We start from the raw sequence: 22618 nt of genomic DNA on the forward strand, positions 1-22618 counted from the left end.
TTCATAGGCGACACTATCTGGCAGGAGGCCATGCCATGCAGACCGATCTTGATATCGTGATTTCCGGCGGCGGTATTGCCGGTCTGGCGGCGGCTTGCGTGTTCGGGCAGGCAGGGTTTTCCGTGCTTTGCGTTGATCCGGCACCGCCGGTGACAACACGCGACGGGGCCGGATCGGATTTGCGCACCACCGCTTTTTTGCAGCCCGCACAGGCGCTTTTGGATCGGGCCGGCGTATGGGATCGCCTCGCCCCGCATGCCGCCGCTTTGCAAATCATGCGCATTGTCGATGCCGGCGGCGTGGACCCACGCCCGCGATTGACCCGCGAGTTTAACGCCGCCGATCTGTCCGACCTGCCCTTTGGGTGGAACTTGCCGAACTGGCTGCTGCGGCGCGAATTTTTGGCGCGGATTGACGAATTGCCGAATGTGGAGTTCCGCGCCGGCACCGCAGCCAAGGGCCTGTTCACCCGCACCGATGAGGCCCGCGTATCGCTTAGCGACGGAGAAACCGCGCGCGCGCGCTTGGTGATCGCGGCGGACGGACGCAATTCACGCCTGCGCGAGGCGGCCGGGATTCCGGTCAAAACAACGCGTTACGGGCAAAAGGCATTGGCCTTTGCGGTCACCCATCCGATCCCCCATAACAATGTCTCCACGGAAATTCATCGTTCGGGTGGGCCGTTCACATTGGTGCCATTGCCGGACCATGACGGGCACCCCTCCTCTGCGGTGGTCTGGATGGAGGACGGGCCCGAGGTGATGCGCCTTGCCGCCCTATCGGAACCGGAGTTCCAAGAGGAAATGAATCGCCGGTCCTGCGAATTGTTCGGCCCACTGACGCTTGCCTCGCGCCGCACCACTTGGCCGATTATTTCCCAAGTGGCCGAAAGGATGAGCGGCGAGCGGTTGGCCTTGATCGCCGAGGCCGCCCATGTGGTGCCGCCCATCGGCGCGCAAGGATTGAACATGAGCCTTGGTGATCTGCGGGTGCTGCACGATCTTGCCGTTTCCGCGCCCGATACGCTTGGGTCACGGATGATGCTCGATCAATTCCATGCGGCGCGACACAAGGAAGTCCGCGCGCGGGTGGCAGGAATTGATATGCTCAACCGCGCGTCACAAATGCATAGCCAGCCTTTGCGCGATTTGCGCGCGGCGGGGCTGTCGGCGATCTACGGCATGGCGCCGGTGCGTAAGATGATGATGCAAATGGGATTGGGCACACGCGGATAACCACGCGTGCCCAATGTCTTAACCGTCGAGAACCGTATCCAAAGCGGCCTCGAAACGGCCAAGCGCGCTTGGCACATCATAGAGTTTATCGAGACCGAACAGGCCGATGCGGAAGGTCATAAACCCCTCTGGCTCATCACAGGCCAATGGCACGCCCGCCGCAATCTGCAATCCCTGCGCGGCGAATTTGCTGCCGTTCTGGATCATTGGGTCGTCGGTATAGCTGACCACCACGCCGGGCGCGCCAAATCCGTCGGCAGCGACCGAAGAAAACCCGCGCGCCGCCAACATCGCACGCACCCCGTCGCCCAAGGCCCATTGCGATTCGCGCAGGCGCTCGAAGCCATATTCTTTCGTCTCCTGCATCGTGTCGCGAAAGGCGCGCAGGGCATCGGTCGGCAGGGTCGCATGATAAGCATGGCCGCCGTTTTCATAGGCCACCATGATCGCGCGCCATTTTTTGAGGTCCAACGCAAAGCTGTCCGAGGTTGTCTCTTCCAATCGCGCGGCGGCGCGCGCGGACATCATCACCAAACCCGCCGAAGGCGAAGCCGACCACCCTTTTTGCGGCGCGGAAATCAACACATCGACGCCGCATTTTTCCATATCCACCCATGCGCAACCGGAGGCAATGCAATCCAGCACAAAAAGCGCCCCCACATCATGGGCGGCCACGGCCAGCGCCTTGATATAGTCATCGGGCAGGATCAAACCCGCCGATGTTTCCACATGAGGCGCAAAAACCACCTCCGGCTTGGCCGCGCGGATGGCGGCGGTGACCTCGTCAATCGGCGCGGGCGCAAAGGGCGATTGCGCACCATTGCCGGTTTGGCGGGCCTTGAACACCGTGGTTTCGGCGGCAAAATTACCCGCCTCGAAAATCTGGCTCCAGCGATAGGAAAACCATCCGTTGCGGACGATCATCGCATGTTTTCCAGCCGCAAACTGGCGCGCCACGGCCTCCATCCCATAGGTGCCGCCACCGGGGATGAGGGCGACGGAATGGGCGTTATACACCTCTTTGAGCATCGATGAGATATCGCGCATAACCTGTTGGAATATTTGCGACATATGGTTGAGCGAACGGTCAGTGAAGACCACTGAATATTCGAGCAACCCATCGGGATCGACAGTATCAAGCAGGGCGGTCATGGACAGTCTCCTTAGGCAACGGGGCGTTGGCCCGAAGGCTACTCCGGCGGCGCGCCTAGCAAAAGCCGAAAATCGCGCCCGCTACCCCAAAGGCCCCGCAACGCGTTCTTCGGACAAGAGCACATTGGCCTCGACATCGCCCACGCCGGGTAATGTCATGATCCGGCGCCGCAGAACCCGTTCAAAATCCGCGATGTCGCGGGCCACAACCCGCAGGCGATAGTCATACATGCCGAGCACATGCTCGACGGTTTGCACCTCGGGGATCGCGCAAACGGCGCGTTCGAAATCATCAAGACTGACGCGACCCTTGGTGGCCAATTTGATTCCCAAAAAAACCGCTACGCCAAACCCGAGCTTTTCACGATCAAGTTCCAAGCGCCGCCCGGCAATAACGCCAAGGCCTTTGAGCCGTTCAATCCGTCGCCAGGTCGCAGGCTGTGACAGATCAACCTTGCGCCCTAAGGCCCCCGCAGTTTGCCCGGCATCGCACGCCAATTCGCGCAACAGCATCCGGTCGACATCATCCAGCTCAATCATAGCGGCAGCGTCTCATCGCTCTTGATCCGCGCCACATGCATCAAGGCTTCGATATCGCTGATATGCGGCAGGGATAGAATTCTCTTACGATAGATGTCTTGGTAATGCGCCATGTCGCGGGCAATGACCGAAAGGCGGACATCGACGCGCCCCAAAAAGGTTTGAATTTCAATGACATCGGGAACACTTCGGGCCTCGGCAATGAATTCGTCGAAGGCACGCGAATTGGTTTTATCGAGGCTGATGCGCAGGCTGACTTCGACCTCATATCCAAGCGCACGCCAATCTATCACCGCGCGGTTCCCCCGGATCACGCCATTTTCGATCATCCGCTCCACCCGGCGCCAACAGGTCGCCGTGGCCAAGCCCGCCTGCGCTGCTAATTGTGCCGCCGTCAGGCCGGGATCCGCTTGATAGAACCTCAGAATGCGGCGATCAGTGTCATCAAGCATGAAATGGCAATCTTTTCATAATCAAGAGAATAGATATTTCAAATATACACAAAATATCATGCGATTGCCAAATCATATCGCGAAAAATGCGCCTATGGTGCGCACAGACGACGACTCGGAAGCGATAGGCTTCCGCCACCAACCCGAAAGGACATATCATGCGCGTATATTATGACCGCGATTGCGACATTAACCTGATCAAAGACAAAAAAGTGGCCATCCTTGGTTACGGCTCGCAAGGCCATGCGCATGCGCTGAACCTGCGCGACTCTGGCGCGAAAAACCTTGTTGTTGCTCTGCGCGAAGGCTCGGCATCGGCCAAAAAAGCCGAAGGTGAAGGCCTCGAGGTCATGGGCATCGCCGAAGCCGCCGCATGGTGCGACGTGATCATGTTCACCATGCCCGACGAATTGCAGGCCGAAACCTACAAAAAATATGTGCATGACAACATCAAACCCGGCGCCGCAATCGCATTTGCGCACGGTTTGAACGTGCACTTCGGCCTGATCGAGCCCAAAGAAGGCGTCGACGTGATCATGATGGCCCCCAAAGGCCCCGGTCACACCGTGCGCGGCGAATACACCAAAGGCGGCGGCGTGCCTTGCCTTGTTGCCGTTGACAAAGACGCATCCGGCAAAGCGCTGGAAATCGGCCTGTCCTATTGCTCGGCCATCGGTGGCGGTCGCTCCGGCATCATCGAAACGGATTTCCGCGAAGAATGTGAAACCGACCTCTTTGGCGAACAGGCCGTTTTGTGCGGCGGTATCGTCGAATTGATCCGCATGGGCTTTGAAACACTGGTCGAAGCCGGTTACGAGCCGGAAATGGCCTATTTCGAGTGCCTGCACGAAACCAAGCTCATCGTTGATCTGATCTATGAAGGCGGCATCGCCAACATGGATTACTCGATCTCCAACACTGCCGAATACGGTCAATACGTGTCCGGCCCGCGCATCCTGCCTTACGAAGAAACAAAGGCAAACATGAAAGCGGTTCTGAGCGACATCCAGTCCGGCAAATTCGTGCGTGATTTCATGCTGGAAAATGCGGTTGGCCAACCCACGATCAAAGCCTCGCGCCGGTCCAATGACGAGCACCAGATCGAAGTTGTCGGCGGCAAGCTGCGCGACATGATGCCTTGGATCTCTGCGGGTAAAATGGTCGATAAAGCAAAAAATTAATTTTGCACCAGACCTTAAAAAGGGCGCCTCTTGGGGCGCCCTTTTTTCGTTTCAGTATTTGCCGATGGTGATGGTCTTTTCCTCGATCACCTTACCGTCGCTGCTCACCGCTTTCAGCGTGGCGGTATATTGGTTGCCCTTGCCGCCGGAACAGGGTGGCATATACCCTTTGGAGGCGTATTTGCCCGTGCCGCGCGCCGCGTGTACGACCTTGACACCGCCCGGCAATTCATCCGTCAGCCCCGGAACGGCAGGCAATTTGGCCGCCGCCCCGTTGACCGGATACATCAGCGTGCCATGACCGCCATCCGTCGCCATCGGCGGATAGGATTTGTCGTCATATTCAACAATCAGTGACGCAGTACCCTCGGGCAGGTTCGAAACCTGCATCGGCGGGGTCGATCCATTGCCCCCAAACAACGTGCATTGCTGCCCGTTCGGCACGGTTTTTCCTGTCCATGGCGCGTCCAATGCCACGGACATCTCCGCATGGGCTGCCCCCGCAACACAGACCAGTGCGATGACTGCGGGCAACCGCCCAATTCGATATAACATATGCATTCTCCTATAAGTTACGGGTGACCCTATGCCCTTGCAGGAGCATAGGTCAAGGACGCGCATAGGTTGATTATAAAGCTTTTTGCACCGCCTCGACCACTTGCGCCACTGCGGCGTTGAGACGGTCCTCATCCTCGCATTCGGCCATCACGCGGATCAAAGGCTCGGTGCCGGATTTACGAATCAAAAGCCGGCCAGAGCCAGAGAGATCCGCCTCGGCCTGTTGGATCGCGGCCTGAACTTTGACCTCGTCCAACGGCGCCTGACCGGCCGAAAATCGCACGTTTTTAAGAAGTTGCGGCACGGTCTCGAACTGTTTGGCAAGCGTCGAGGCACGGTGCCCGGAGCGGACCATTTCGGCCAAAAATTGCAAACCCGCCATCAACCCGTCGCCCGTGGTGGCGTAATCCGTCATCACGATATGGCCCGATTGTTCGCCGCCCAAATTAAAACCGCCCGCGCGCATCCGCTCAACCACATAGCGATCACCCACGCCGGTGCGCTCCAACCCGATGTTCTTGCCGGCCAGGAACCGTTCAAGTCCGAGGTTCGACATCACGGTGGCCACCAAGGCATTGCCTTTAAGGCGGCCCTCTTCCGCCCAACGGCTGGCCAAAAGCGCCATCAACTGATCGCCATCGGCGATTTTTCCTGTCTCATCAATCAAGATGATCCGATCCGCGTCCCCATCCAGACAGATCCCGAGATCCGCCCCATGGGCAACCACCGCTTCGGCGGCGGTTTGGGGGGACGTAGACCCGCAGTTTTCATTGATATTCAAACCATTCGGCGACACCCCGATTTTAACCACCTCGGCGCCCAACTCCCAAAGCACCTCCGGCGCGGCGCGGTAGGCAGCGCCATTGGCGCAATCGACCACCACCTTGATCCCGTCCAAACGGCGGCCTTCCGGAAAGGTCGATTTCACCCGTTCTACATAGCGGAACAGACCATCATCGATCCGCTGCGCGCGGCCAATATTGCGCGCTTGCGCCGGTTCGACACCGGCCTCGACCAAGGCCTCAATCTCCATCTCGGCCTCGTCGGATAATTTGAACCCGTCGGGCCCGAAAAACTTGATGCCGTTGTCATGGGCGGGATTATGGCTCGCCGAGATCATCACACCAAGATCGGCGCGCATCGATGGCGTCAACAGCCCCACCGCAGGGGTCGGCACCGGCCCGAGCAAGAGCACATTCATCCCCGTCGAAGTCAGCCCCGCCGTCAGTGCATTCTCGAACATATAGCCCGACAATCGCGTGTCTTTGCCGATGACAACACGGTGCACGTTTGATCCGTCGCGGCGAAAATACCGTCCCACCGCCGCACCAAGCCGCAGCGCCATTTCGGCCGTCATCGGATAGGTATTGGCGGTGCCGCGCACCCCGTCGGTGCCGAAAAATTTGCGGGTCATTGGGGTGTCCTTGACTGTTTCTATGCGACTTCTATGCGACGCGCCGCGTCATTGAACACAGGTTTATGCAAGAATGGCACAGGCGTCAAAGCCCGCCATCACAGGTCGGCGCCAAACCCGTGACAGGCGCGCCAAAGCGCAATGGCCGAAGCGGTCTCGCGCACATCATGCACCCGCAACATCTGCACCCCCTGCGCCAATCCGGCCAATCCCGCTGCGATTGAGCCCGGGGCGCGATCTTTGGGAGCGGGCGCAGCGCCGAGATGGCCAATAAACCCTTTGCGCGACACCCCCAAAAGCAAGGCACAGCCAATGCCATGAAACAGGGAAACATGCTCTATCAGCCGAAGGTTATGTGGTACTGACTTGCCAAATCCGATGCCCGGATCAATGAGAATGCGCGCCCGTGCAATGCCGGCCGCCTCGGCCTGCTCAACCGCCTTTTCCAGCGCATCATAAACATCGAGCAACACATCATCATAGTGCGGATCCTCTTGCATGGTCTCCGGCGTTCCCTGCGCATGCATCAAGCAAACCGGCGCACCAAGCGCTGCGCAAGTGGACTGCATGTCCGCGTCGAAGGCAAAGGCAGACACATCGTTGATCAAACCCGCGCCCGCCGCATGTGCGGCGCGGGCCACGGCGGATTTGCGCGTGTCGATAGAGATTGCGACATTGCTCTGCTCCCGCAGCGCCGCGATCACAGGCACGGTGCGGCTAATTTCCTCGGTTTCCGGCACCAGAACCGCGCCGGGCCGCGTGGATTCGCCCCCCACGTCGATGATATCCGCGCCGGCGTCGATCATCGCGCGGGCCGCCGCCACCGCAGCGCCGGGATCGCAATGGTCGCCGCCGTCGGAAAAGCTGTCCGGAGTGGTGTTTAAAATGCCCATGATCGCGGGCCGGTCCATCGCCACCCCCGCAAGCGGTGTGCGCGGCGCCGTCAGGCGGGTGCATAAATCCGCAGGAATGGCGGCGGCAGGGACCACTTTGGCGGGGCCGCCGCGCATGAAACGGATCGCATGGGTGAACCAAAGCGGCCCCCCCGCCAGCGGCAAGGCATCATCAGGGCGCGGCGTCGCGCTTTGCACAAGGGGACGGAAATACGCGCGCATCGGATCAAATATCCGCGTGATCGGCAGGCATATGGCGCAGCGGCAAAAGCCCATCGCCAAAGGCGCTGCCGGTTGATCCGGCGATATCGCCTCTTTGCGCACCGATGACCAAAATATCGGTCGCGGTCATCTGCATTCCGAGCCAGAGGACAAGCCGTAAAGGATCACCGGTGCCCAAATCGTTCAACGGGTTCTGCGGCGCGTCCAACAACATTTTTGACGGGGCCCAAACACAAATCTGTTCATGTTTCATCGCCCAATCAAGCTCGGTCCGGGTCGCAGTGACCACACAGCGCCGATCCCGCGCGGCCAGGGTCCACGCATTCTGTTCCATCGCCAGCAGGTCAATCCGGCGCTGTGCCAGCGGGTTTGTGGCCCTCGGCACGGCGGCATCATGCGGCCCCACGCAAAGGATCACCGGCTCGGCGCGGGCCTCCAATTGATCAAGCCAGTGGATAAGATGCGGGCTGCCAATCGCTTCATTGCTCAAAAACACCAGATGCGGGCGTGGTTGCGGGCTGAGTGCGACCGCGTCCGAACGTTCATCCGCCGAGCGCACGATCTCGACACCCAACGCACCAGGACCACGATCAAGTTTCTCGATCCGCACGAAGACCCGCTCGGCCTGCGGTTCGGACAAAATGCGATCCGCAATACGTTCAGCCAGCGTTTCCAACAGGTTGACCCGTTCGGCCGCCAATTCGAAGGCAATCGCCTCGGTGACCTTGTCATACGACAGAATGCGATCCACGTCATCTTCGACCGGCGCCGCAAGAGCGCGCACTTCGACCACCACGTTAAAACAAATCCTCTGCGTGGTGCCACGTTCAGCTTGAAAGGCGCCTATTTCGACCTCAACCACATGGTCGCGCAAGGAAATACGATCCAAGGGGGCAGTCCGGGTGGCATGTTCGGTGGCGCGGGCACGGGCCGAAGGGTGCTCAAAAGCGAGGTGAATATCGTGGCTCATCAGGTGGTTTCTCGCGCATCAGAAGCGATCAGACCGCACCCCATGAGAGGCGCACCGGATCCAAGGAGGTTTATAGCAGGCGCACCAACGCTCTACCAGAAGCGGGCGACATTCGAAGACCCGCAAGCGACCCATCGCTCGGACGCAAATTGCACAGGGGTTCAGCCGAAACAACATAGAGCATAAGCCGCCTGCCCTGTATCGCGGCGACACAGGTCATCACTCAAAAGGCCTCAGCGCCTCCGCGATCAGTTCTGCGACAACCGCGTCGGTTGACGGTAGAAATGATGCACGCCAATTGTAGCGGTGCGCGGGAACGTGCGGGCCCATTTCGGGCGCACGGCTTTGGTGTGATAATGGGTTGCACCATCGGTCAATTCGCGCGGCGCGCCCTCGACCATGAATTTGGCAATCTTACCGACCCGCTCAAAGGCGCGCGGCTCCGCGATCACCTCTTTTTTGCCATCGCAAGTATAGGTGAATTGGCAGGCATATTTGCGCCCTGTCCCTTGGTTGATCACGGCGCACACCGTGTCGGGGTAGCGGCTGTTCTCCACGCGATTAAGGATCACCTCGGCCACCGCGAATTGCCCCTTTACGCTTTCGCCGCGCGCCTCAAAATAGAGTGCCTCGGCCAAGCAACGCCATTGCGCCCCGCCCTGCACACGCGGTTGACGGGCCAACCATTCGCGCGAATATTTGATCTGCGTGCCCGGACGTTCAAGAAGCCCCTGAATCGCGCCATCACTCAGCGCCCCGAGGCCGCGACGTTCTTGCGTCAGGAACTTATCCACCGGAGTATCGGCCCGCACAGGGGCCGGATCGATCCCCAGCGCGAAAATTGCCGCGAGGGTCGATATAAAGCATGCGTTCAGCAAAATGGAGCGGGCGGCCGAAACGGCCGGGGCAAATACGATCATAGATCAAAGACTTTCTTTTCGTTGGCTCGACCTCGGATCGTCACCCTGTCTCTTTTGCCACCCAATCTTCAAGATTGATTAACCTTCGGACAGTTGCGCTCCTCCTACAGAAAACGGCACAAAAGGTCCAGACGTTCGGATATTGCCCTCACGCCGCGCATAATTTTGCCGATTGCCTAGGAGTAATATTGCGCCGGAACCGCAGCATATGGACGGTTAGACCCGGCAATCCACCCGATTTTGTCGGCCACCGCAAGCTGTGCCGCAGCAAGCCGCGCGACCGGCACACGGAAGGGTGAGCAGGAAACATAATCAAATCCGGCCGCACGGCAAAAGGCGATTGATTCGGGGCTGCCGCCATGTTCGCCGCAAATCGACACGGTCAAATCCGGGCGCGCCGCACGGCCGCGCTCCGCCCCGATGGTAAGCAATTCACCCACTCCGTCAGTGTCGAGCGTATGAAAGGGATCTTCGGGGTAAACGCCCAAATTTACATATTTCGACATGAAGCGCCCCGCATCATCGCGGCTCAACCCATAGGTCATTTGCGTCAGATCATTGGTGCCAAAGCTCAGGAAGGCCGAATGTTGCGCAATCTCGCCGGCGCGCAATGCAGCCCGCGGCGTTTCAACCATGACGCCAAGGCGATAGGTGAAATTGCGACCGGTTTCGACGCGCACGGCGGCGGCCACCGCATCGATACGGGTTTTCACAAGCTCGACCTCGCGTTTCGCCGACACCAACGGGATCATGATTTCCGGCACCACGGCGGCCCCGTCGCGGCTGGCTTCGACGGTGGCTTCGAATATCGCGCGGGCCTGCATGTCATAGATTTCGGGCACGGTGATCCCCAAACGCACGCCGCGCATCCCCAGCATCGGATTATACTCTGACAGAGCCTCGACACGGCGGGTCACATCCGACAACGGCAGATCCAGCGCCTCGGCCAATTCGCGGTGCCCTGCACGGTCATGGGGAAGAAATTCATGCAGCGGCGGATCAAAAAGCCGGATACAGACCGGCTGCCCCTGCATGATACGGAACAATTCCGCGAAATCGGCGCGTTGCATCGGCAACAACCGGTCGATCGCGGCGCGGCGGTCCTGTGGTTCATCGGCAAAAATCATTTCGCGCATCACGGTCAGGCGATCCGCCTCGAAAAACATATGCTCGGTGCGGCACAACCCGATGCCTTGGGCGGCAAAATTGCGGGCGGTTTGCGCATCGGCAGGCGTGTCGGCATTGGCGCGAATGCCGATATCGCACATGTCATCCGCCCAGCTCATCAAGGTTTGGAACGCCTCATCCAACGAGGCCTCCATCAAATCGGGAGCACCGGCGAGCACCTCGCCATTGGTGCCATCGATGGTCAAAACATCGCCCTCACGGAACACCCGCCCGTCGGCGGCAGTGAGGGTGTTTTGCCGTGTTTGAAACCGCAGGTCCGACACACCAACCACACAAGGCAACCCCATACCGCGCCCGATCACCGCCGCATGCGAGGTCATCCCGCCACGTTCGGTCAGCACACCGACAGCAGCATGCATCCCGCGAATATCCTCGGGAGAGGTCTCACGGCGCACGAGGATACAAGGCTCGTTGCGGGCGGCGGCGGCTTGGGCTTCGGCGGCGGAAAACACCAAAATACCCGTGGCGGCGCCGGGGCTGGCGGCGATGCCTTTGGCAATACAATCGCGCGGCGCGTCGGGGTCGACCTGCCGGTGCAAAAGTTCATTCAACGCCCGGGGTTCGATCCTGAGCAACGCCTCTTCATGCGGGATGATCCCATCTTCGGCAAGGCTCACAGCAATGCGCACGGCCGCCCGCCCCGACCGCGCAACCCGCACCCCGTCAAGGATATGCACGCGCCCGTTCACCAATGTAAATTCCGCCTGCATTTCGGCGCGCAGCCGTTTGCGCATCAATTGCGTATGGGCGATCAATTCATCAAAGGCTTCGGGCGCAAGTTCCTGCAACGACGGGCCACGCGGATCGTCTTCGAGAAAAATCGCCTCTGCACCTTGCTGCAAGGCATCGCGCCCCTGACTTTGACGCAAATACCGGCCGGTGATTTGCGGATGGCCGCTATGTGAATTGACCAATTGGATCACGCCCGATCCGCATTCCCCCTGCCCTAGACCGAGCGCCAGCTCCTGCACCACAAGGCCCAACCCGGCATCAACCGGCGCGCCTTTGGCCTCGCGCAAAATCCGCGCCGTGGTGCCCTCCCACGCCCGCGCCATGGACCGGAGCACACCGGCCAATTGCACGGCAGGATCTTGTGGAAAGGGCTCTTCCATCTCGTCCTCAAAGGCGCGCAGCATCGCCTGCAATCCGGCTTCTCCGGTCTCTTCGATTTCCTCGAATTCATCGGGGTCAAGCCGCGCCACATCGACCGCATAGGATTGAATAAACCGGCGATAGAGCCCGCAAGCCGCCTCTGTGCCGATCCGCGCGCTCAGCTCTGCATAACGCGCATCATTCAGGCCAATATTCAAAATCGCCCCCGGACCGCCCCAATCGGCCCCCTCGGACGAGGGCCGCACGCACAAAAGCGGCGCCTCACCAAAGGGTTCAAGCAACCTCTTCATATCGGGCATCTTGCCGGCGGCAATCCGGTGGACCTCGGCGAAGGACAAGGCCACGGTGCGCGGCACCGGCATATCGAGCCGCACCAGACGTTGCAGGCATTTGGCCCGCCCGCCATGGGTCATCGGCGACATCGGCGCCCTCGGTGTGATCAAGGTCACATCCGGATCTCGCGCCAAGGGATGCGTATCGAGTGCAGCAAAACGCTCCGCACGATCCTGCGGTGTTTCAACGGCCTTATCGGCGGGGGCGATCTTTGGGTCTTGCTGCACTGCGGCACCTTTCATCTTGCCGTCACACTACGCCCCTCGGGGCGCAGCACGCAAGCGGCAACAGGCACCACATCACCCTTCGATACGTGTGAGATCCGCCACCGACAGGCAGATGGTGCGAATGCGGCTCAACAGGTTCAGCCGGTTGCGCCGTATCACCTCGTTGTCGGTATTGACCTGCACCGCCTCGAAAAATCCATCGATCGGACCACGCAGCGCCGCCATGCCTTGCATCGCGGATGCAAAATCTTCGGCCTCGATGGCAGCAGAAATCGACGCCCCCGCCGTGTCGAGCGCTGCAAAGAGATCGCGCTCGGCCTCGGTTTCGGCAAATTTCACATCCGCCCCGTATTCATAGCTGACGCCGTCTTTGTCTTCGGCTTGGGTGAGAATGTTGTTGGCGCGCTTGAAGCCCTGCAACAGGTTCGCCCCATCATCGGTGGCCAAAACGTCGGACAAGGCACCGGCGCGTTTGACCAAAAGCGTCAAATCGTCGTTGCCGGGCATGGCAATGCAAGCGTCAATCACATCATGGCGCAGGCCCTGATCGCGCAAATAGACCTTCAGCCGGTCGTGGAAAAACGCCAAAAGATCCGCCGACAGATCCGGCATCCGGTTGCCAAGATCCCCCAAGAGCGATCCTTTGCCAGTGTCCGGCGCATCGTTCTTGCCATCGAGTTTTGCGATCACCGTGCGGAAGGCCGCACCAAAAACGCCGTGATCGGCAATCGCCTCGAGAACATCCTCAAGCGCCGCCATCTCGGCGCCATCGGCGCCGTCACGGCTAAGGTTGATCTTGTGCTTCATCAACTGGCTGTCGATGAAGTGATCCAGGTTCAGGCGCAAATCGCCGGTCAGAATGATGCGAATGACGCCAAGCGCGGCGCGGCGCAACGCATAGGGGTCTTTTGATCCGGTGGGTTTCTCGTCGATCGCCCAAAAGCCGGTCAATGTGTCCAGTTTATCGGCCAAAGCTACGGTGCGCGCGACCGCGCCCTCCGGCACATCGTCCGAAGGACCAAGGGGCGAATAATGCTGTTCGCAGGCCTGCGCAACCTCATCGGGCAATCCGGCGGCGGCGGCATAATACCGCCCCATAAGCCCTTGAAGTTCTGGAAATTCATAAACCATTTCCGAGCTGAGGTCGGCCTTGGCAACCTCGGCGGCTTGCATCGCCAGATCCGTGTCGGCGCCAACAGAAGGTGCCAATTCGCCGGACAGGGATTTGATCCGTGCGATACGGTCCGCTTGGCTGCCCAATTGGTTTTGGAAGGTCACATTGGACAATTGTTCGGTCCATGTCTGCATACCCGTCCGCGCCACGCGCAGATCATTTTCCCAAAAGAATTTCGCATCCGACAGGCGCGCGAACAAAACCTTCTGGTTGCCCGCCAGAACCGTCGCACCATTGTCCGCCGTTTCGCGGTTGGCGACGGTGATAAACCGCTCGATCCGGCCGGTCTTGGGGTTTTTCACCGAGAAGAATTTTTGGTGCTCTTTCATCGAGGTGCGCAACACCTCAGGCGGCAGATCCAGAAAATCCTCGGCGATCTCGCCCATCAAGACCACCGGCCATTCGACCAATCCGGCAACCTCGGCCAAAAGCCCTTTATCTTCCACCACTTCAAGACCATTGGCAAAGGCTTGATTGGTCGCATCATGCCAAATATGTTCGGCACGCTCTTTGGCGTCCAACATCACATAGGCGCGTTTGAGCCGCGCGGCATAATCCTCAAAGGACGTGACGGTAAAGCGGCCCCTGGACATGAAACGATGCCCTTCGGTGGTGTTGCCAGCTTTGATCCCGTCGATCTCCATCGGCACCACTTCGCTGCCTGCCTCATCCGTTAAAATACATAGGATCGAATGCAAGGGACGCACCCATTTCAGGCTACCGGCCCCCCAACGCATGGATTTCGGCCAAGGAAAATTGCGGATCGTGTCTTCAAGAACCCCGGCGATGATCTCTGCGGCAGGGCGGCCCTTTTTGGCGATCACGGCATAGAAGACCTTGCCTTTTTTCTCGTCGCGTTCTTCCAGATCCTCACGTGAGACACCTGCACCGCGCAAGAACCCTTCGATGGCTTTTTGTGGCGCATCAATGCGCGGGCCTTTGCGTTCTTCGCGGGTGTCGGGGCTTTGTGCAAGCAGGCCCTCGATCGCCAATGTCAAACGGCGCGGCGTCGAAAATGCCGCCGCATGCGCATAGGTCAATCCGGCCTCGACCAAACCGTCGGTGACCTTTTTGCGCAGATCCTCGGCGGCACGGGCTTGCATACGTGCGGGGATTTCTTCGGAGAAAAGTTCAATCAGAAGATCAGGCATTATTTATAGCTTTCCGGAACAGGAGGGCAATCGTCGGGTGCGGCTTTGCCGTTGAACACCGCTTCGCCGCAATGGTTGATCTGTTGCCAGACATAGCCGCGGCCATCGGGCAGCACGGCAACCACGCGGTCGATGCCATAGTGGATATTTTCGGTGCCAAGAAAAGCGACCGCGTCGCCGTCCTCGATGGATTTTCCGATCTCGTCGGCATCAAAGCAATCGAACCACGGCGGCGCGATGTTCGGCTCGGCGCTCTCGTAAATCTCGTAGGTTTCGGTGAGCATGGCCTGGCTTAACCCGGTGGTGAAGCAGGCGCGATACCGGATCGGCGAGCTGTCACTATCGATGGCTTGGAACCCCTCGTAGAGGATCGGTTCGGCCACGCCGGTCGCAACAGAGGTCATCACCACGTCTTCGCTGCCATTGGCGGCGACCTCGTCGTAGTAATGATAGACCTGAAGATAATAAACGGCGGCGCCGGCGGCGAGTGCTGAAATCACGATAAGACCTGCGAGAAATTTTCCCATGTTATGCGCCCTGCTTTGCGGTGAAGCCGCCCGCGTCGGTTTGCACGAAGGCATCGGCGCAGGCTTTGGCCAATGTGCGCACGCGGCCGATGTAACCTTGGCGTTCAGTGACGGAAATCACGCCGCGCGCATCCAGAAGGTTAAAAATGTGGCTGGCTTTGATACATTGATCATAGGCCGGATGCGCCATGATGATGCGTTTACCGGTCTTGGGATCCTCGGCGGGCTGCTCCAGAATGGATTGGCACTCGGCTTCGGCCTCTTCGAAGTGGCGCAACAAAACATCGGTATTGGCCACGTCGAAATTCCAACGGCTGTATTCGCCTTCGGTTTGGCGGAACACATCCCCGTATGTCAAAGGCGTGGGCGATTGCGGATCGTTGTAGGGCATGTCCATCACATGATCGACGCCCAAAACATACATCGCAAGGCGCTCTAACCCATAGGTCAATTCGCCCGACACCGGATGGCAATCATGGCCGCCGACCTGTTGGAAATAGGTGAATTGCGACACTTCCATCCCGTCGCACCAGACCTCCCATCCAAGGCCCCAAGCGCCCAAAGTCGGGCTTTCCCAATCGTCCTCGACAAAGCGGATGTCGTGCAGATCCATGTCGATGCCGATGGCTTCAAGGCTGCCCAAGTAGAGGGCTTGCAAATCCGGCGGGCTTGGTTTGATGACGACTTGATATTGATAGTAATGCTGCATCCGGTTGGGATTTTCGCCGTAACGCCCATCGGTCGGGCGGCGCGAAGGTTGCACATAGGCGGCGGCCCAAGGACGCGAGCCAAGGCTGCGCAATGTGGTGGCCGGGTGGAAGGTGCCCGCCCCCACTTCCATGTCATAAGGTTGCATCACCGCACATCCGCGCGCCGCCCAATAGGATTGCAAACGCAGGATAATCTCTTGAAAACTGCGGGGTTTATCGGTGCTGGTTGCCATAGGTATCGGTCCCTGCTTCTCATGATCCACGGCCCGATCGCGGCGCGGAGGGGCATCTTGCGGGGGCAGGCACGCGCCGGTCATGGCATGCGGTCCTGCCGGTTATAACGGCGCTGGTTGGGGCACGAACCGCAGGTCCGGTGCCCTTAAATCGCGCGCCATTCCTACGGCTCCCTCGCGGCGGGGTCAATTGCACGCTCACGCATTATTTGGATGCGCTTGGCGTCAAATTTGGTATGACACCCGCAGCGAGACCAAAAACACGATTGATAAGGGCGACAGGGCAAGATGATCCGGCAATTTTTGAATACCTCTTTCAAACCTGCAGCAGTGGTTCTCACGCTGCTGATGACGGGCCCATTTGCGCCCCTGAGCGCCACAGCGCAAAGCAGCCAAAGCCAAAGCGCCAATGTCGCGTGGGTGCAAATCGAGGCACAACCGAACCTCAACAGCGCGCAAGAAGCAATCCGCGGCTACGCTGGGCGGCTGCCCGATGTGAACGGGTTCTCCTTGGGACAGGGATGGTACGCCATTGTTCTGGGCCCCTACAGCCGCGAGGATGCGGCGCAAGTCTTGCGCGTATACCGCCGCGAAGCGCAAATCCCCCGCGACAGTTTCATCACCTTCACCAATCAATTCCGTCAACAATTTTGGCCGGTGGGCACGGATTTCCTGACCAACCCGCCCCGCAGCACTCTCACGGATCAAACCGCCGAGACGCAAGAAAGTGCGCCCCAGACAGAGATCACAAGCCAAGCGGCCCCCGCGCCGAAACCGCCGGCCCCGGACGAAACCAAAAACGAGGCGCTGCGCAATGAACGTGCGCTCGACCGCACGGCCCGGATGCAATTGCAATCCATGTTGAAATGGGCCGGTTTCTACGACAGCGGCATCGACGGTGCCTTTGGTCGCGGCACCCGCGCCTCGATGGCGGCATGGCAAGAGGTCAACGGTTTCGAGGTCACCGGCGTGATGACGACATTGCAACGCGCCGCCCTTCTCAAACAATATAACGCCATCCTCGACGGTATGGATTTGCGCATGGTGCGCGACGAAGGCGCGGGCGTGGAAATGATGATACCGCTCGGCGTGGTCAACTTTGATCGCTATGAACCACCCTTTGGCCATTACACCGCCAAAGGCGACCTCGATGCGCAGGTTCTGACCATCTCGCAGCGCGGCGATCAAGCCACGCTTTGGGGCTTGTATGATATCATGCAGACGCTTGAAATCGTGCCGACGTCCGGCCCGCGCGAGCGCAAGAAAGACAGCTTTGTCCTGATCGGCGAGGATGGGCATATGGTGTCCCATACCGAAGCCTACCTGCGCGACGGAATGGTCAAAGGCTTTACCCTGATCTGGCCGGCCGGCGATGAGGAACGCCGTCGCCGCGTGCTCGGCGAGATGAAGGCGAGTTTCACCACCTTCGGCGCGGCGCTTGATCCGGCGGCGGGCGACAATGGCACACAGAGCATTGATCTGTTGTCAGGTCTGGAAATCCGTAAACCCAAGCTGGCGCGCTCGGGGTTCTATATCGACACCAGCGGCACCGTCGTGACAACGGCCGAGGCTGTCGCCGGTTGCGCGCGGATCACGCTTGAAGATGACATCGATGCCAGCGTGGTCGCCACCGACAGCGAAAACGGTATTGCCATCCTGCGTCCGCACGAACCGCTTGCGCCGATCTCCACCGCCCGCTTTCAACGCGCTGTGCCGCGGTTGCAATCGGATGTGGCAGTTTCAGGATACAGCTTTGAAGGCGTATTGAACGGCCCCACCCTGACCTATGGCACATTGGCCGACATTCGCGGTCTGCGCGGCGAAACCAGCCTCAAGCGCCTCGCGCTCAACGCCCTGCCCGGCGATGCCGGCGGTCCGGTTTTTGATGCAGGCGGCGCGGTGCTTGGCATGCTGTTGCCGGCGACCAACGGCACGCAAAAACTGCCCGAAGGGGTCAGCTTTGTCGCCGATGGCAGCGCGGTTCTGGCGTTGCTTCAACGCGAAGGGATCAATGCACAGACAACCGATGCTTTGGGGACGGTCGATCCTGTGGACCTCAGCACCAGCGCCAGCGGCATGACCGTTTTGGTGAGCTGCTGGGAGTAAGTGTGCCCCCCTCACAGGGGAAATAAGACACGCACGGGAGCCACGCATCAGCCGCGTCCGTGCCGTCTAAAACCCATTATGGGATGGCTTCAAAACAGATTTTGCAGCCCCATGGCGGCACCGATAGAATACAGCAAAGGCCCCTTTCGAGGGGTCTTTTCCGTTTGAGAGATCCAATGGGTCAAAAGGCACCTGGGCGCGTTGAGCGATCCCGCCCCGGCCAGCCCGCCCTCAGGCGCGCCAGAAATTCACAGTCAGGATCGCATAGACCGCCATCAATTCGAGCCGACCGATCAACATGCCCGCCGCCAAAAGCCATTTCGCCGTATCATTCAATCCGCCGAAATTCCCCGCAGGCCCGATTTTATCGCCCAGCCCCGGCCCGATATTGGCAAGAGCCGTCGCCGCGCCGGAGACCGAGGTGGTGAAATCCAACCCCGTCAATCCCAAGGCCACGGCCAGAACCCCGAGCGTCACCACGAAAAATACGAAAAACGACATCACCGAATTGAGCACGTCCTCGTCGATCACCCGCCCATCATAGCGCGGTGTGAACACCCCGTGGGGCGAATGGATGCGGCGAATTTGCGACCGCACCGAAGCAACCAAAATTTGGTAGCGGAAGATTTTCACCGAACAGGCCGTCGAGCCCGCACAGCCGCCGATGAGGCCGATGAAGAAAAAGATCGCGATCAAGAAACCGCCCCAGGTCATGTAATCGACACTGGCGTATCCGGTGCCGGAAATGATCGATGTGATGTTGAACAAAGCTTCGCGAAAACTTTGCTCCCAATGATGTGGGAAAATGGTCGTCAATACGGAGGTGGTGACCACAACCAGCACGCCGATCACCAACAAGAAGCCGCGCACCTGAACATCGCCGAACAACGCCGTGGTGTGGCCGTTCACCATCTGCACGTAGCGTACGAACGGCAATGCCGCCAGCACCATAAAAAGCGACGCAACATATTCGGTAGGACCGGAAAACGTGGCAAAGGAGGTGTCATAATTAGAAAACCCGCCGGTCGACACCGTGGTCAGCGCATGCACCGTCGCGTCAAAGGCCGTCATCCCGAGGAGGATATATGAGGCCGCGCAGGCCACCGTCAGCCCGACATAGATCACCGAAATCTGTGAGGCGATGGCCGAGGCGCGAGGCAGGATTTTACCCATCGTCTCAAAGGCTTCAGAGCGAAAAATCTGCATACCGCCGACGCGCAATTCCGGTAAGAACACCATGGCGACAACGATGATCCCGACCCCGCCCAGCCATTGCAATATCGCCCGCCACAGTAAAATTCCCTTAGGCATCTCGTCGAGGCCAGAGAAAACCGTAGATCCTGTGGTGGTCACGCCCGACATGGCCTCAAAAAACGCATCCACCCAACGCGCATCGGTCTCGCCCAAGACAAAGGGCAAGGCGCCAAAAATCGGCAACATCAACCAAACGCCCGTGGTCAGCAAAAACGTCTGCTGGATCGACAGGCCTTCGCGCAGGCCGTTTCGACATGACAAGGCGACCAGGCTGCCGATGGTCACGCTGAGCAAGGCAGAGGTTGCGAAGGCGGGCCAATGACCGCGCCCTTCGGCGATATCCACCAGCATCGGCAGGAACATGGTAAGCCCAAGGGCTGTCACCAAAAGGCCGATCACATATCCAACGGGGCGCAGATCAAACATAAGGGCGAGGGTTGGCGCGGCGCGCGCGCGGTGTCAAGCGCTCACGCATTCAGATCCGCTCGGACGCGGGGTCCGCCGGAGGCACCGGCGCAAGCTCAAGCCCGCCGATCTGCGCGATCAAGGCAATGATCTGCGCCACTCCTGTTCCGGTTTTCAGGTTGCTGAAGACGAAAGGCCGCGCCGCGCGCTGTGCCTTCGCATCGCGCTCCATCACCTCAAGCGATGCACCGACATAGGGCGCGAGATCGGTCTTATTGATCACCAGAATATCGGATTTGGTGATCGCCGGGCCGCCTTTGCGCGGGATTTCCTCGCCTGCGGCCACGTCGATCACATAGACCGTTAGATCGACCAATTCGGGCGAGAATGTTGCCGACAGGTTATCACCGCCCGACTCGACCAGCACCACATCCAGATCGGGAAACCGGTCGGTCAGCCGCGCAATCGCCGCCAGATTGATCGAGGCATCTTCGCGGATCGCCGTATGCGGACAGCCGCCGGTTTCGACGCCCATGATGCGATCCGAGGGTAGAACCTGCATCCGCACCAAGGCATCGGCATCTTCGCGGGTATAGATATCATTGGTCACAACGGCCATCGACAGGCGCTCGGCCATGGCGCGGCAAAGTGCGGCGGTCAGCGTGGTTTTTCCCGCGCCGACCGGGCCGCCGAGGCCGATGCGCAAAGGTCCGTTGGGCGACTGGGTCATGGTTTATCCTCAGATCAGATGGGTCAAAAGAACAAGCCCGACACTGCCGCCAAGCACAAGGCACAGCGGCGCATAATAGCGCCGGTCAAAGGTGGCAAAGGGCTCTTCGGAACGAGAGCGACGCAAAGCGGGAACATAAGCGCCCAGACCGCGGGCAAAACATAGGGCGGACATGACGGCCAATCCCAGCGCCACCAATGCCCCGCGCAGGCCGCCGCTGTCCAATGGAAATTGCAGCCATAGCGCCGCCGCCAAAAGCACCATCACCATGGCCCAACAGGCGGCGGGTGTGGGCATTTTGATGATGCCCGCGCGGCCCACCACGGCCCGAGCCAGAGCGGTTTCATCCCGCAGCGGCCACCATATGCGCAGCGCCCAAAGCCCATGCAAGGCGGCAATCCCCACCAAAGCCACACTGATCCCGTCCGCCAGCAACCTCATGAGCGAAACAGCCTTACGTCTTGAACCTCGTGGCGCATCGAGGCGACATCCGCCGCCAAAGCGGTGCTGCCGATGCTGTCCAATTCTGCCGTCTCTGCCGTCTTTGCAATCGCGGCGCAAAGCGGCAAAAGTGCCATGGTCACCCCCTGCCCTTCCGTCTGTCCCAGCGGCACAAGCCTTACCGCAGCCGACACCAGATTGGCGGCGAACGCCTGCACCGCCATGCGCAGCAATGCTGCCAAAGGCAGTCCGGCCAGGCGCGCGGCGCGGCCCAGGGCGACCGGATAGGGCATTGGCCCGATATCGAACCCGTAGAGCGCCGAAACCGTGCGCGCAAAGGCTTCGCCCTGCGCCTCGGTTTCCAATCGCCGCTCGGCAGAAGGCGCGAGCGCCGCCGCCAGATCGGACAGCTCTGTCAAACCCATCGCATCGCTGCGCCATGCATGTGCCATCAATACCGCATCCAAGCGGCCAGTGCCCTGTGCCAACACCCCCGAAAGCCAAAGCTGCAATTCTGCGGCAGAGGTGATCTGCCCGTCGGCAATCACCCGCTCCAACCCGTGCGAATAGGCAAATCCCCCCACCGGAAACGCCGGCGAGAACCATTGGTGCAAAATCTGCGTCGCTTCAGCTTCGGACGTTTGGGAAATCGGCGGTATCATCGGGTCCGGCAGAGGATCTGTCATGAGATGGGATCAGTCATGATGAGAGCGCGGGGCATGCCCACCATGATGTCGGGCCGGATGATCATGGCTGTGGTCTTCCGCGCTGTGGCTATGCGCATGACTGTGGGCCTGAGTGTGGGCATGACCGTGGGCGTGTTGAGGGGCATCTCCGTTGGGGTCGCGCGAGGCATGAGAAGGGCCAGCGGAGTGATCCTCTGCTGCGAGATCCTTATGCGCGGTGCCGCCCTGCGGAGTGCCATCGATGCCGAAATGCGTATGCCCGTGGGCATGGGCATGGGTGCGGCCCATCCCATAAGCGCCGCCTTCGGGAGTAAACGGCGCAGTGATCGACTCCATCGCGGCCCCAAGGCCCCGCAGCATATCGGCCAAAACCTTATCATCCTGAATGAGCAGCCGGTCTTCTTCGATCTGACAAGGGGTATGCCGGTTGCCGATATGCCAAGCCAGTCGCGGCAAGTCGCCGCGCACCGCAAGCAAAGCTTCGGCTTCGGCCAGCACCGTGATCACCCGCCCATCCTCAAGCCCAAATCCATCGCCCGCCTCAAGGCTTTCGGCTTTCGGCAAATCCACCAAGAACACCGCGCCGCCCGCAGAGCGAAGCCGTTTGCGCCGCAAAAACCGTGCCTCGTAGCTGAGCGCGATATGATCTGCGCCCGCATGGGCAACCGGCGGCGCATCCGGCGCGGCGCGATGGATATATGTGGCGCGAAGTATGGTCATATGAGTGCCCTCAAGCCGCAGTCACGCGGCACGCGGGCCGCATTGATGTCACGCGGCCCTATCGCCGCCTTTGGCACATAGTG

At 59.9% G+C, this 22618-nt stretch carries 20 protein-coding genes; 3 read left to right on the forward strand and 17 right to left on the reverse strand.

Annotation, left to right across the window (positions count from 1 at the left end; translation table 11 throughout):
* Positions 1-35 precede the first annotated feature (35 nt).
* A complete protein-coding gene (locus tag DI396_RS01440) occupies positions 36-1235 on the forward strand; it encodes a UbiH/UbiF family hydroxylase (RefSeq protein WP_110794370.1) in 1200 nt (399 codons plus the stop codon).
* A gap of 18 nt (positions 1236-1253) precedes the next feature.
* Here DI396_RS01440 and DI396_RS01445 read toward each other — a convergent pair whose 3' ends face one another.
* From DI396_RS01445 to DI396_RS01455, 3 genes are all read right to left on the reverse strand, one after another.
* Positions 1254-2387, reverse strand: coding sequence for an aminotransferase class V-fold PLP-dependent enzyme (locus tag DI396_RS01445; protein WP_110794371.1), 1134 nt, complete (start codon positions 2385-2387; stop codon positions 1254-1256).
* Positions 2388-2468: 81 nt separating this feature from the next.
* Positions 2469-2927 (reverse strand): Lrp/AsnC family transcriptional regulator, encoded by a 459-nt coding sequence (locus DI396_RS01450; protein ID WP_110794372.1) that lies wholly within the window; start codon positions 2925-2927, stop codon positions 2469-2471.
* Complete coding sequence (locus DI396_RS01455) at positions 2924-3379, reverse strand: Lrp/AsnC family transcriptional regulator (RefSeq protein WP_110794373.1); 456 nt, start codon at positions 3377-3379, stop codon at positions 2924-2926. The genes DI396_RS01450 and DI396_RS01455 overlap by 4 nt, the downstream gene beginning before the upstream one ends.
* 158 nt (positions 3380-3537) lie before the next feature.
* Here DI396_RS01455 and ilvC point away from each other — a divergent pair, with 158 nt between their 5' ends.
* Positions 3538-4560: a ketol-acid reductoisomerase gene (ilvC, locus tag DI396_RS01460; RefSeq protein ID WP_110794374.1), complete on the forward strand. Its 1023-nt coding sequence runs from the start codon at positions 3538-3540 to the stop codon at positions 4558-4560.
* Between the two features lie 51 nt (positions 4561-4611).
* On the opposite strand, the gene DI396_RS01465 is transcribed toward ilvC, so the two are convergent.
* From DI396_RS01465 to DI396_RS01505, 9 genes are all read right to left on the reverse strand, one after another.
* A complete protein-coding gene (locus DI396_RS01465) occupies positions 4612-5115 on the reverse strand; it encodes a hypothetical protein (protein WP_235851697.1) in 504 nt (167 codons plus the stop codon).
* Positions 5116-5188: 73 nt separating this feature from the next.
* On the reverse strand, positions 5189-6532 hold the full coding sequence (gene glmM / locus DI396_RS01470) for a phosphoglucosamine mutase (protein ID WP_110794375.1): 1344 nt from the start codon (positions 6530-6532) through the stop codon (positions 5189-5191).
* Between the two features lie 98 nt (positions 6533-6630).
* On the reverse strand, positions 6631-7647 hold the full coding sequence (gene folP, locus DI396_RS01475) for a dihydropteroate synthase (RefSeq protein ID WP_110794376.1): 1017 nt from the start codon (positions 7645-7647) through the stop codon (positions 6631-6633).
* 4 nt (positions 7648-7651) lie between these two features.
* Positions 7652-8617, reverse strand: coding sequence for a dihydroneopterin aldolase (locus DI396_RS01480; RefSeq protein ID WP_110794377.1), 966 nt, complete (start codon positions 8615-8617; stop codon positions 7652-7654).
* A gap of 248 nt (positions 8618-8865) precedes the next feature.
* Positions 8866-9537 carry a cell wall hydrolase gene (locus DI396_RS01485; protein ID WP_110794378.1) on the reverse strand — a complete coding sequence of 224 codons (672 nt, stop codon included), beginning with the start codon at positions 9535-9537 and terminating at the stop codon, positions 8866-8868.
* 176 nt (positions 9538-9713) lie between these two features.
* Positions 9714-12260: a putative PEP-binding protein gene (locus DI396_RS01490; RefSeq protein ID WP_235851731.1), complete on the reverse strand. Its 2547-nt coding sequence runs from the start codon at positions 12258-12260 to the stop codon at positions 9714-9716.
* Between the two features lie 210 nt (positions 12261-12470).
* Positions 12471-14723, reverse strand: a complete 2253-nt coding sequence (glyS, locus tag DI396_RS01495) for a glycine--tRNA ligase subunit beta (RefSeq protein ID WP_110794380.1) — start codon at positions 14721-14723, stop codon at positions 12471-12473.
* Positions 14723-15250 carry a DUF6446 family protein gene (locus DI396_RS01500; protein ID WP_110794381.1) on the reverse strand — a complete coding sequence of 176 codons (528 nt, stop codon included), beginning with the start codon at positions 15248-15250 and terminating at the stop codon, positions 14723-14725. Before DI396_RS01500 ends, glyS begins: the two co-directional genes overlap by 1 nt.
* Before the next feature lies 1 nt (position 15251).
* Positions 15252-16193 carry a glycine--tRNA ligase subunit alpha gene (locus DI396_RS01505; protein WP_110794382.1) on the reverse strand — a complete coding sequence of 314 codons (942 nt, stop codon included), beginning with the start codon at positions 16191-16193 and terminating at the stop codon, positions 15252-15254.
* Between the two features lie 288 nt (positions 16194-16481).
* Here DI396_RS01505 and DI396_RS01510 point away from each other — a divergent pair, with 288 nt between their 5' ends.
* Positions 16482-18299: a trypsin-like peptidase domain-containing protein gene (locus tag DI396_RS01510; RefSeq protein WP_235851698.1), complete on the forward strand. Its 1818-nt coding sequence runs from the start codon at positions 16482-16484 to the stop codon at positions 18297-18299.
* Positions 18300-18530: 231 nt separating this feature from the next.
* Here the strand turns inward: DI396_RS01510 and DI396_RS01515 are convergent, their stop codons facing one another.
* From DI396_RS01515 to DI396_RS01535, 5 genes are read right to left on the reverse strand one after another with little or no spacing between them, the layout of a single operon-like run.
* Positions 18531-19979, reverse strand: coding sequence for a TrkH family potassium uptake protein (locus tag DI396_RS01515; RefSeq protein ID WP_110794383.1), 1449 nt, complete (start codon positions 19977-19979; stop codon positions 18531-18533).
* 49 nt (positions 19980-20028) lie between these two features.
* Positions 20029-20688: an urease accessory protein UreG gene (gene ureG / locus DI396_RS01520; protein ID WP_110794384.1), complete on the reverse strand. Its 660-nt coding sequence runs from the start codon at positions 20686-20688 to the stop codon at positions 20029-20031.
* Positions 20689-20697: 9 nt separating this feature from the next.
* Positions 20698-21129, reverse strand: coding sequence for a DUF3995 domain-containing protein (locus tag DI396_RS01525; protein ID WP_110794385.1), 432 nt, complete (start codon positions 21127-21129; stop codon positions 20698-20700).
* Positions 21126-21791: an urease accessory protein UreF gene (locus DI396_RS01530; protein WP_110794819.1), complete on the reverse strand. Its 666-nt coding sequence runs from the start codon at positions 21789-21791 to the stop codon at positions 21126-21128. The genes DI396_RS01525 and DI396_RS01530 overlap by 4 nt, the downstream gene beginning before the upstream one ends.
* A 33-nt stretch (positions 21792-21824) precedes the next feature.
* Positions 21825-22535, reverse strand: a complete 711-nt coding sequence (locus DI396_RS01535) for an urease accessory protein UreE (RefSeq protein ID WP_110794386.1) — start codon at positions 22533-22535, stop codon at positions 21825-21827.
* Between the last annotated feature and the right edge of the window lie 83 nt (positions 22536-22618).

It is taken from the genome of Litorivita pollutaquae (assembly GCF_003205515.1).
Taxonomy (GTDB): Bacteria; Pseudomonadota; Alphaproteobacteria; order Rhodobacterales; family Rhodobacteraceae; genus Litorivita; species Litorivita pollutaquae.

Excerpts from the sequence above, each read along its gene's own strand:
- DI396_RS01465 (WP_235851697.1), bottom strand. The coding sequence starts at position 5,115 with ATGTTATATCGAATTGGGCGGTTGCCCGCAGTCATCGCACTGGTCTGT.
- DI396_RS01480 (WP_110794377.1), bottom strand. The coding sequence starts at position 8,617 with ATGAGCCACGATATTCACCTCGCTTTTGAGCACCCTTCGGCCCGTGCC.
- DI396_RS01445 (WP_110794371.1), bottom strand. The coding sequence starts at position 2,387 with ATGACCGCCCTGCTTGATACTGTCGATCCCGATGGGTTGCTCGAATAT.
- DI396_RS01490 (WP_235851731.1), bottom strand. The coding sequence starts at position 12,260 with ATGTCGCCGATGACCCATGGCGGGCGGGCCAAATGCCTGCAACGTCTG.
- DI396_RS01505 (WP_110794382.1), bottom strand. The coding sequence starts at position 16,193 with ATGGCAACCAGCACCGATAAACCCCGCAGTTTTCAAGAGATTATCCTG.
- glmM (WP_110794375.1), bottom strand. The coding sequence starts at position 6,532 with ATGACCCGCAAATTTTTCGGCACCGACGGGGTGCGCGGCACCGCCAAT.
- DI396_RS01485 (WP_110794378.1), bottom strand. The coding sequence starts at position 9,537 with ATGATCGTATTTGCCCCGGCCGTTTCGGCCGCCCGCTCCATTTTGCTG.
- DI396_RS01510 (WP_235851698.1), top strand. The coding sequence starts at position 16,482 with ATGATCCGGCAATTTTTGAATACCTCTTTCAAACCTGCAGCAGTGGTT.
- DI396_RS01440 (WP_110794370.1), top strand. The coding sequence starts at position 36 with ATGCAGACCGATCTTGATATCGTGATTTCCGGCGGCGGTATTGCCGGT.
- DI396_RS01525 (WP_110794385.1), bottom strand. The coding sequence starts at position 21,129 with ATGAGGTTGCTGGCGGACGGGATCAGTGTGGCTTTGGTGGGGATTGCC.
- DI396_RS01455 (WP_110794373.1), bottom strand. The coding sequence starts at position 3,379 with ATGCTTGATGACACTGATCGCCGCATTCTGAGGTTCTATCAAGCGGAT.
- DI396_RS01535 (WP_110794386.1), bottom strand. The coding sequence starts at position 22,535 with ATGACCATACTTCGCGCCACATATATCCATCGCGCCGCGCCGGATGCG.
- DI396_RS01500 (WP_110794381.1), bottom strand. The coding sequence starts at position 15,250 with ATGGGAAAATTTCTCGCAGGTCTTATCGTGATTTCAGCACTCGCCGCC.
- DI396_RS01530 (WP_110794819.1), bottom strand. The coding sequence starts at position 21,791 with ATGATACCGCCGATTTCCCAAACGTCCGAAGCTGAAGCGACGCAGATT.
- folP (WP_110794376.1), bottom strand. The coding sequence starts at position 7,647 with ATGCGCGCGTATTTCCGTCCCCTTGTGCAAAGCGCGACGCCGCGCCCT.
- glyS (WP_110794380.1), bottom strand. The coding sequence starts at position 14,723 with ATGCCTGATCTTCTGATTGAACTTTTCTCCGAAGAAATCCCCGCACGT.
- ilvC (WP_110794374.1), top strand. The coding sequence starts at position 3,538 with ATGCGCGTATATTATGACCGCGATTGCGACATTAACCTGATCAAAGAC.
- ureG (WP_110794384.1), bottom strand. The coding sequence starts at position 20,688 with ATGACCCAGTCGCCCAACGGACCTTTGCGCATCGGCCTCGGCGGCCCG.
- DI396_RS01450 (WP_110794372.1), bottom strand. The coding sequence starts at position 2,927 with ATGATTGAGCTGGATGATGTCGACCGGATGCTGTTGCGCGAATTGGCG.
- DI396_RS01515 (WP_110794383.1), bottom strand. The coding sequence starts at position 19,979 with ATGTTTGATCTGCGCCCCGTTGGATATGTGATCGGCCTTTTGGTGACA.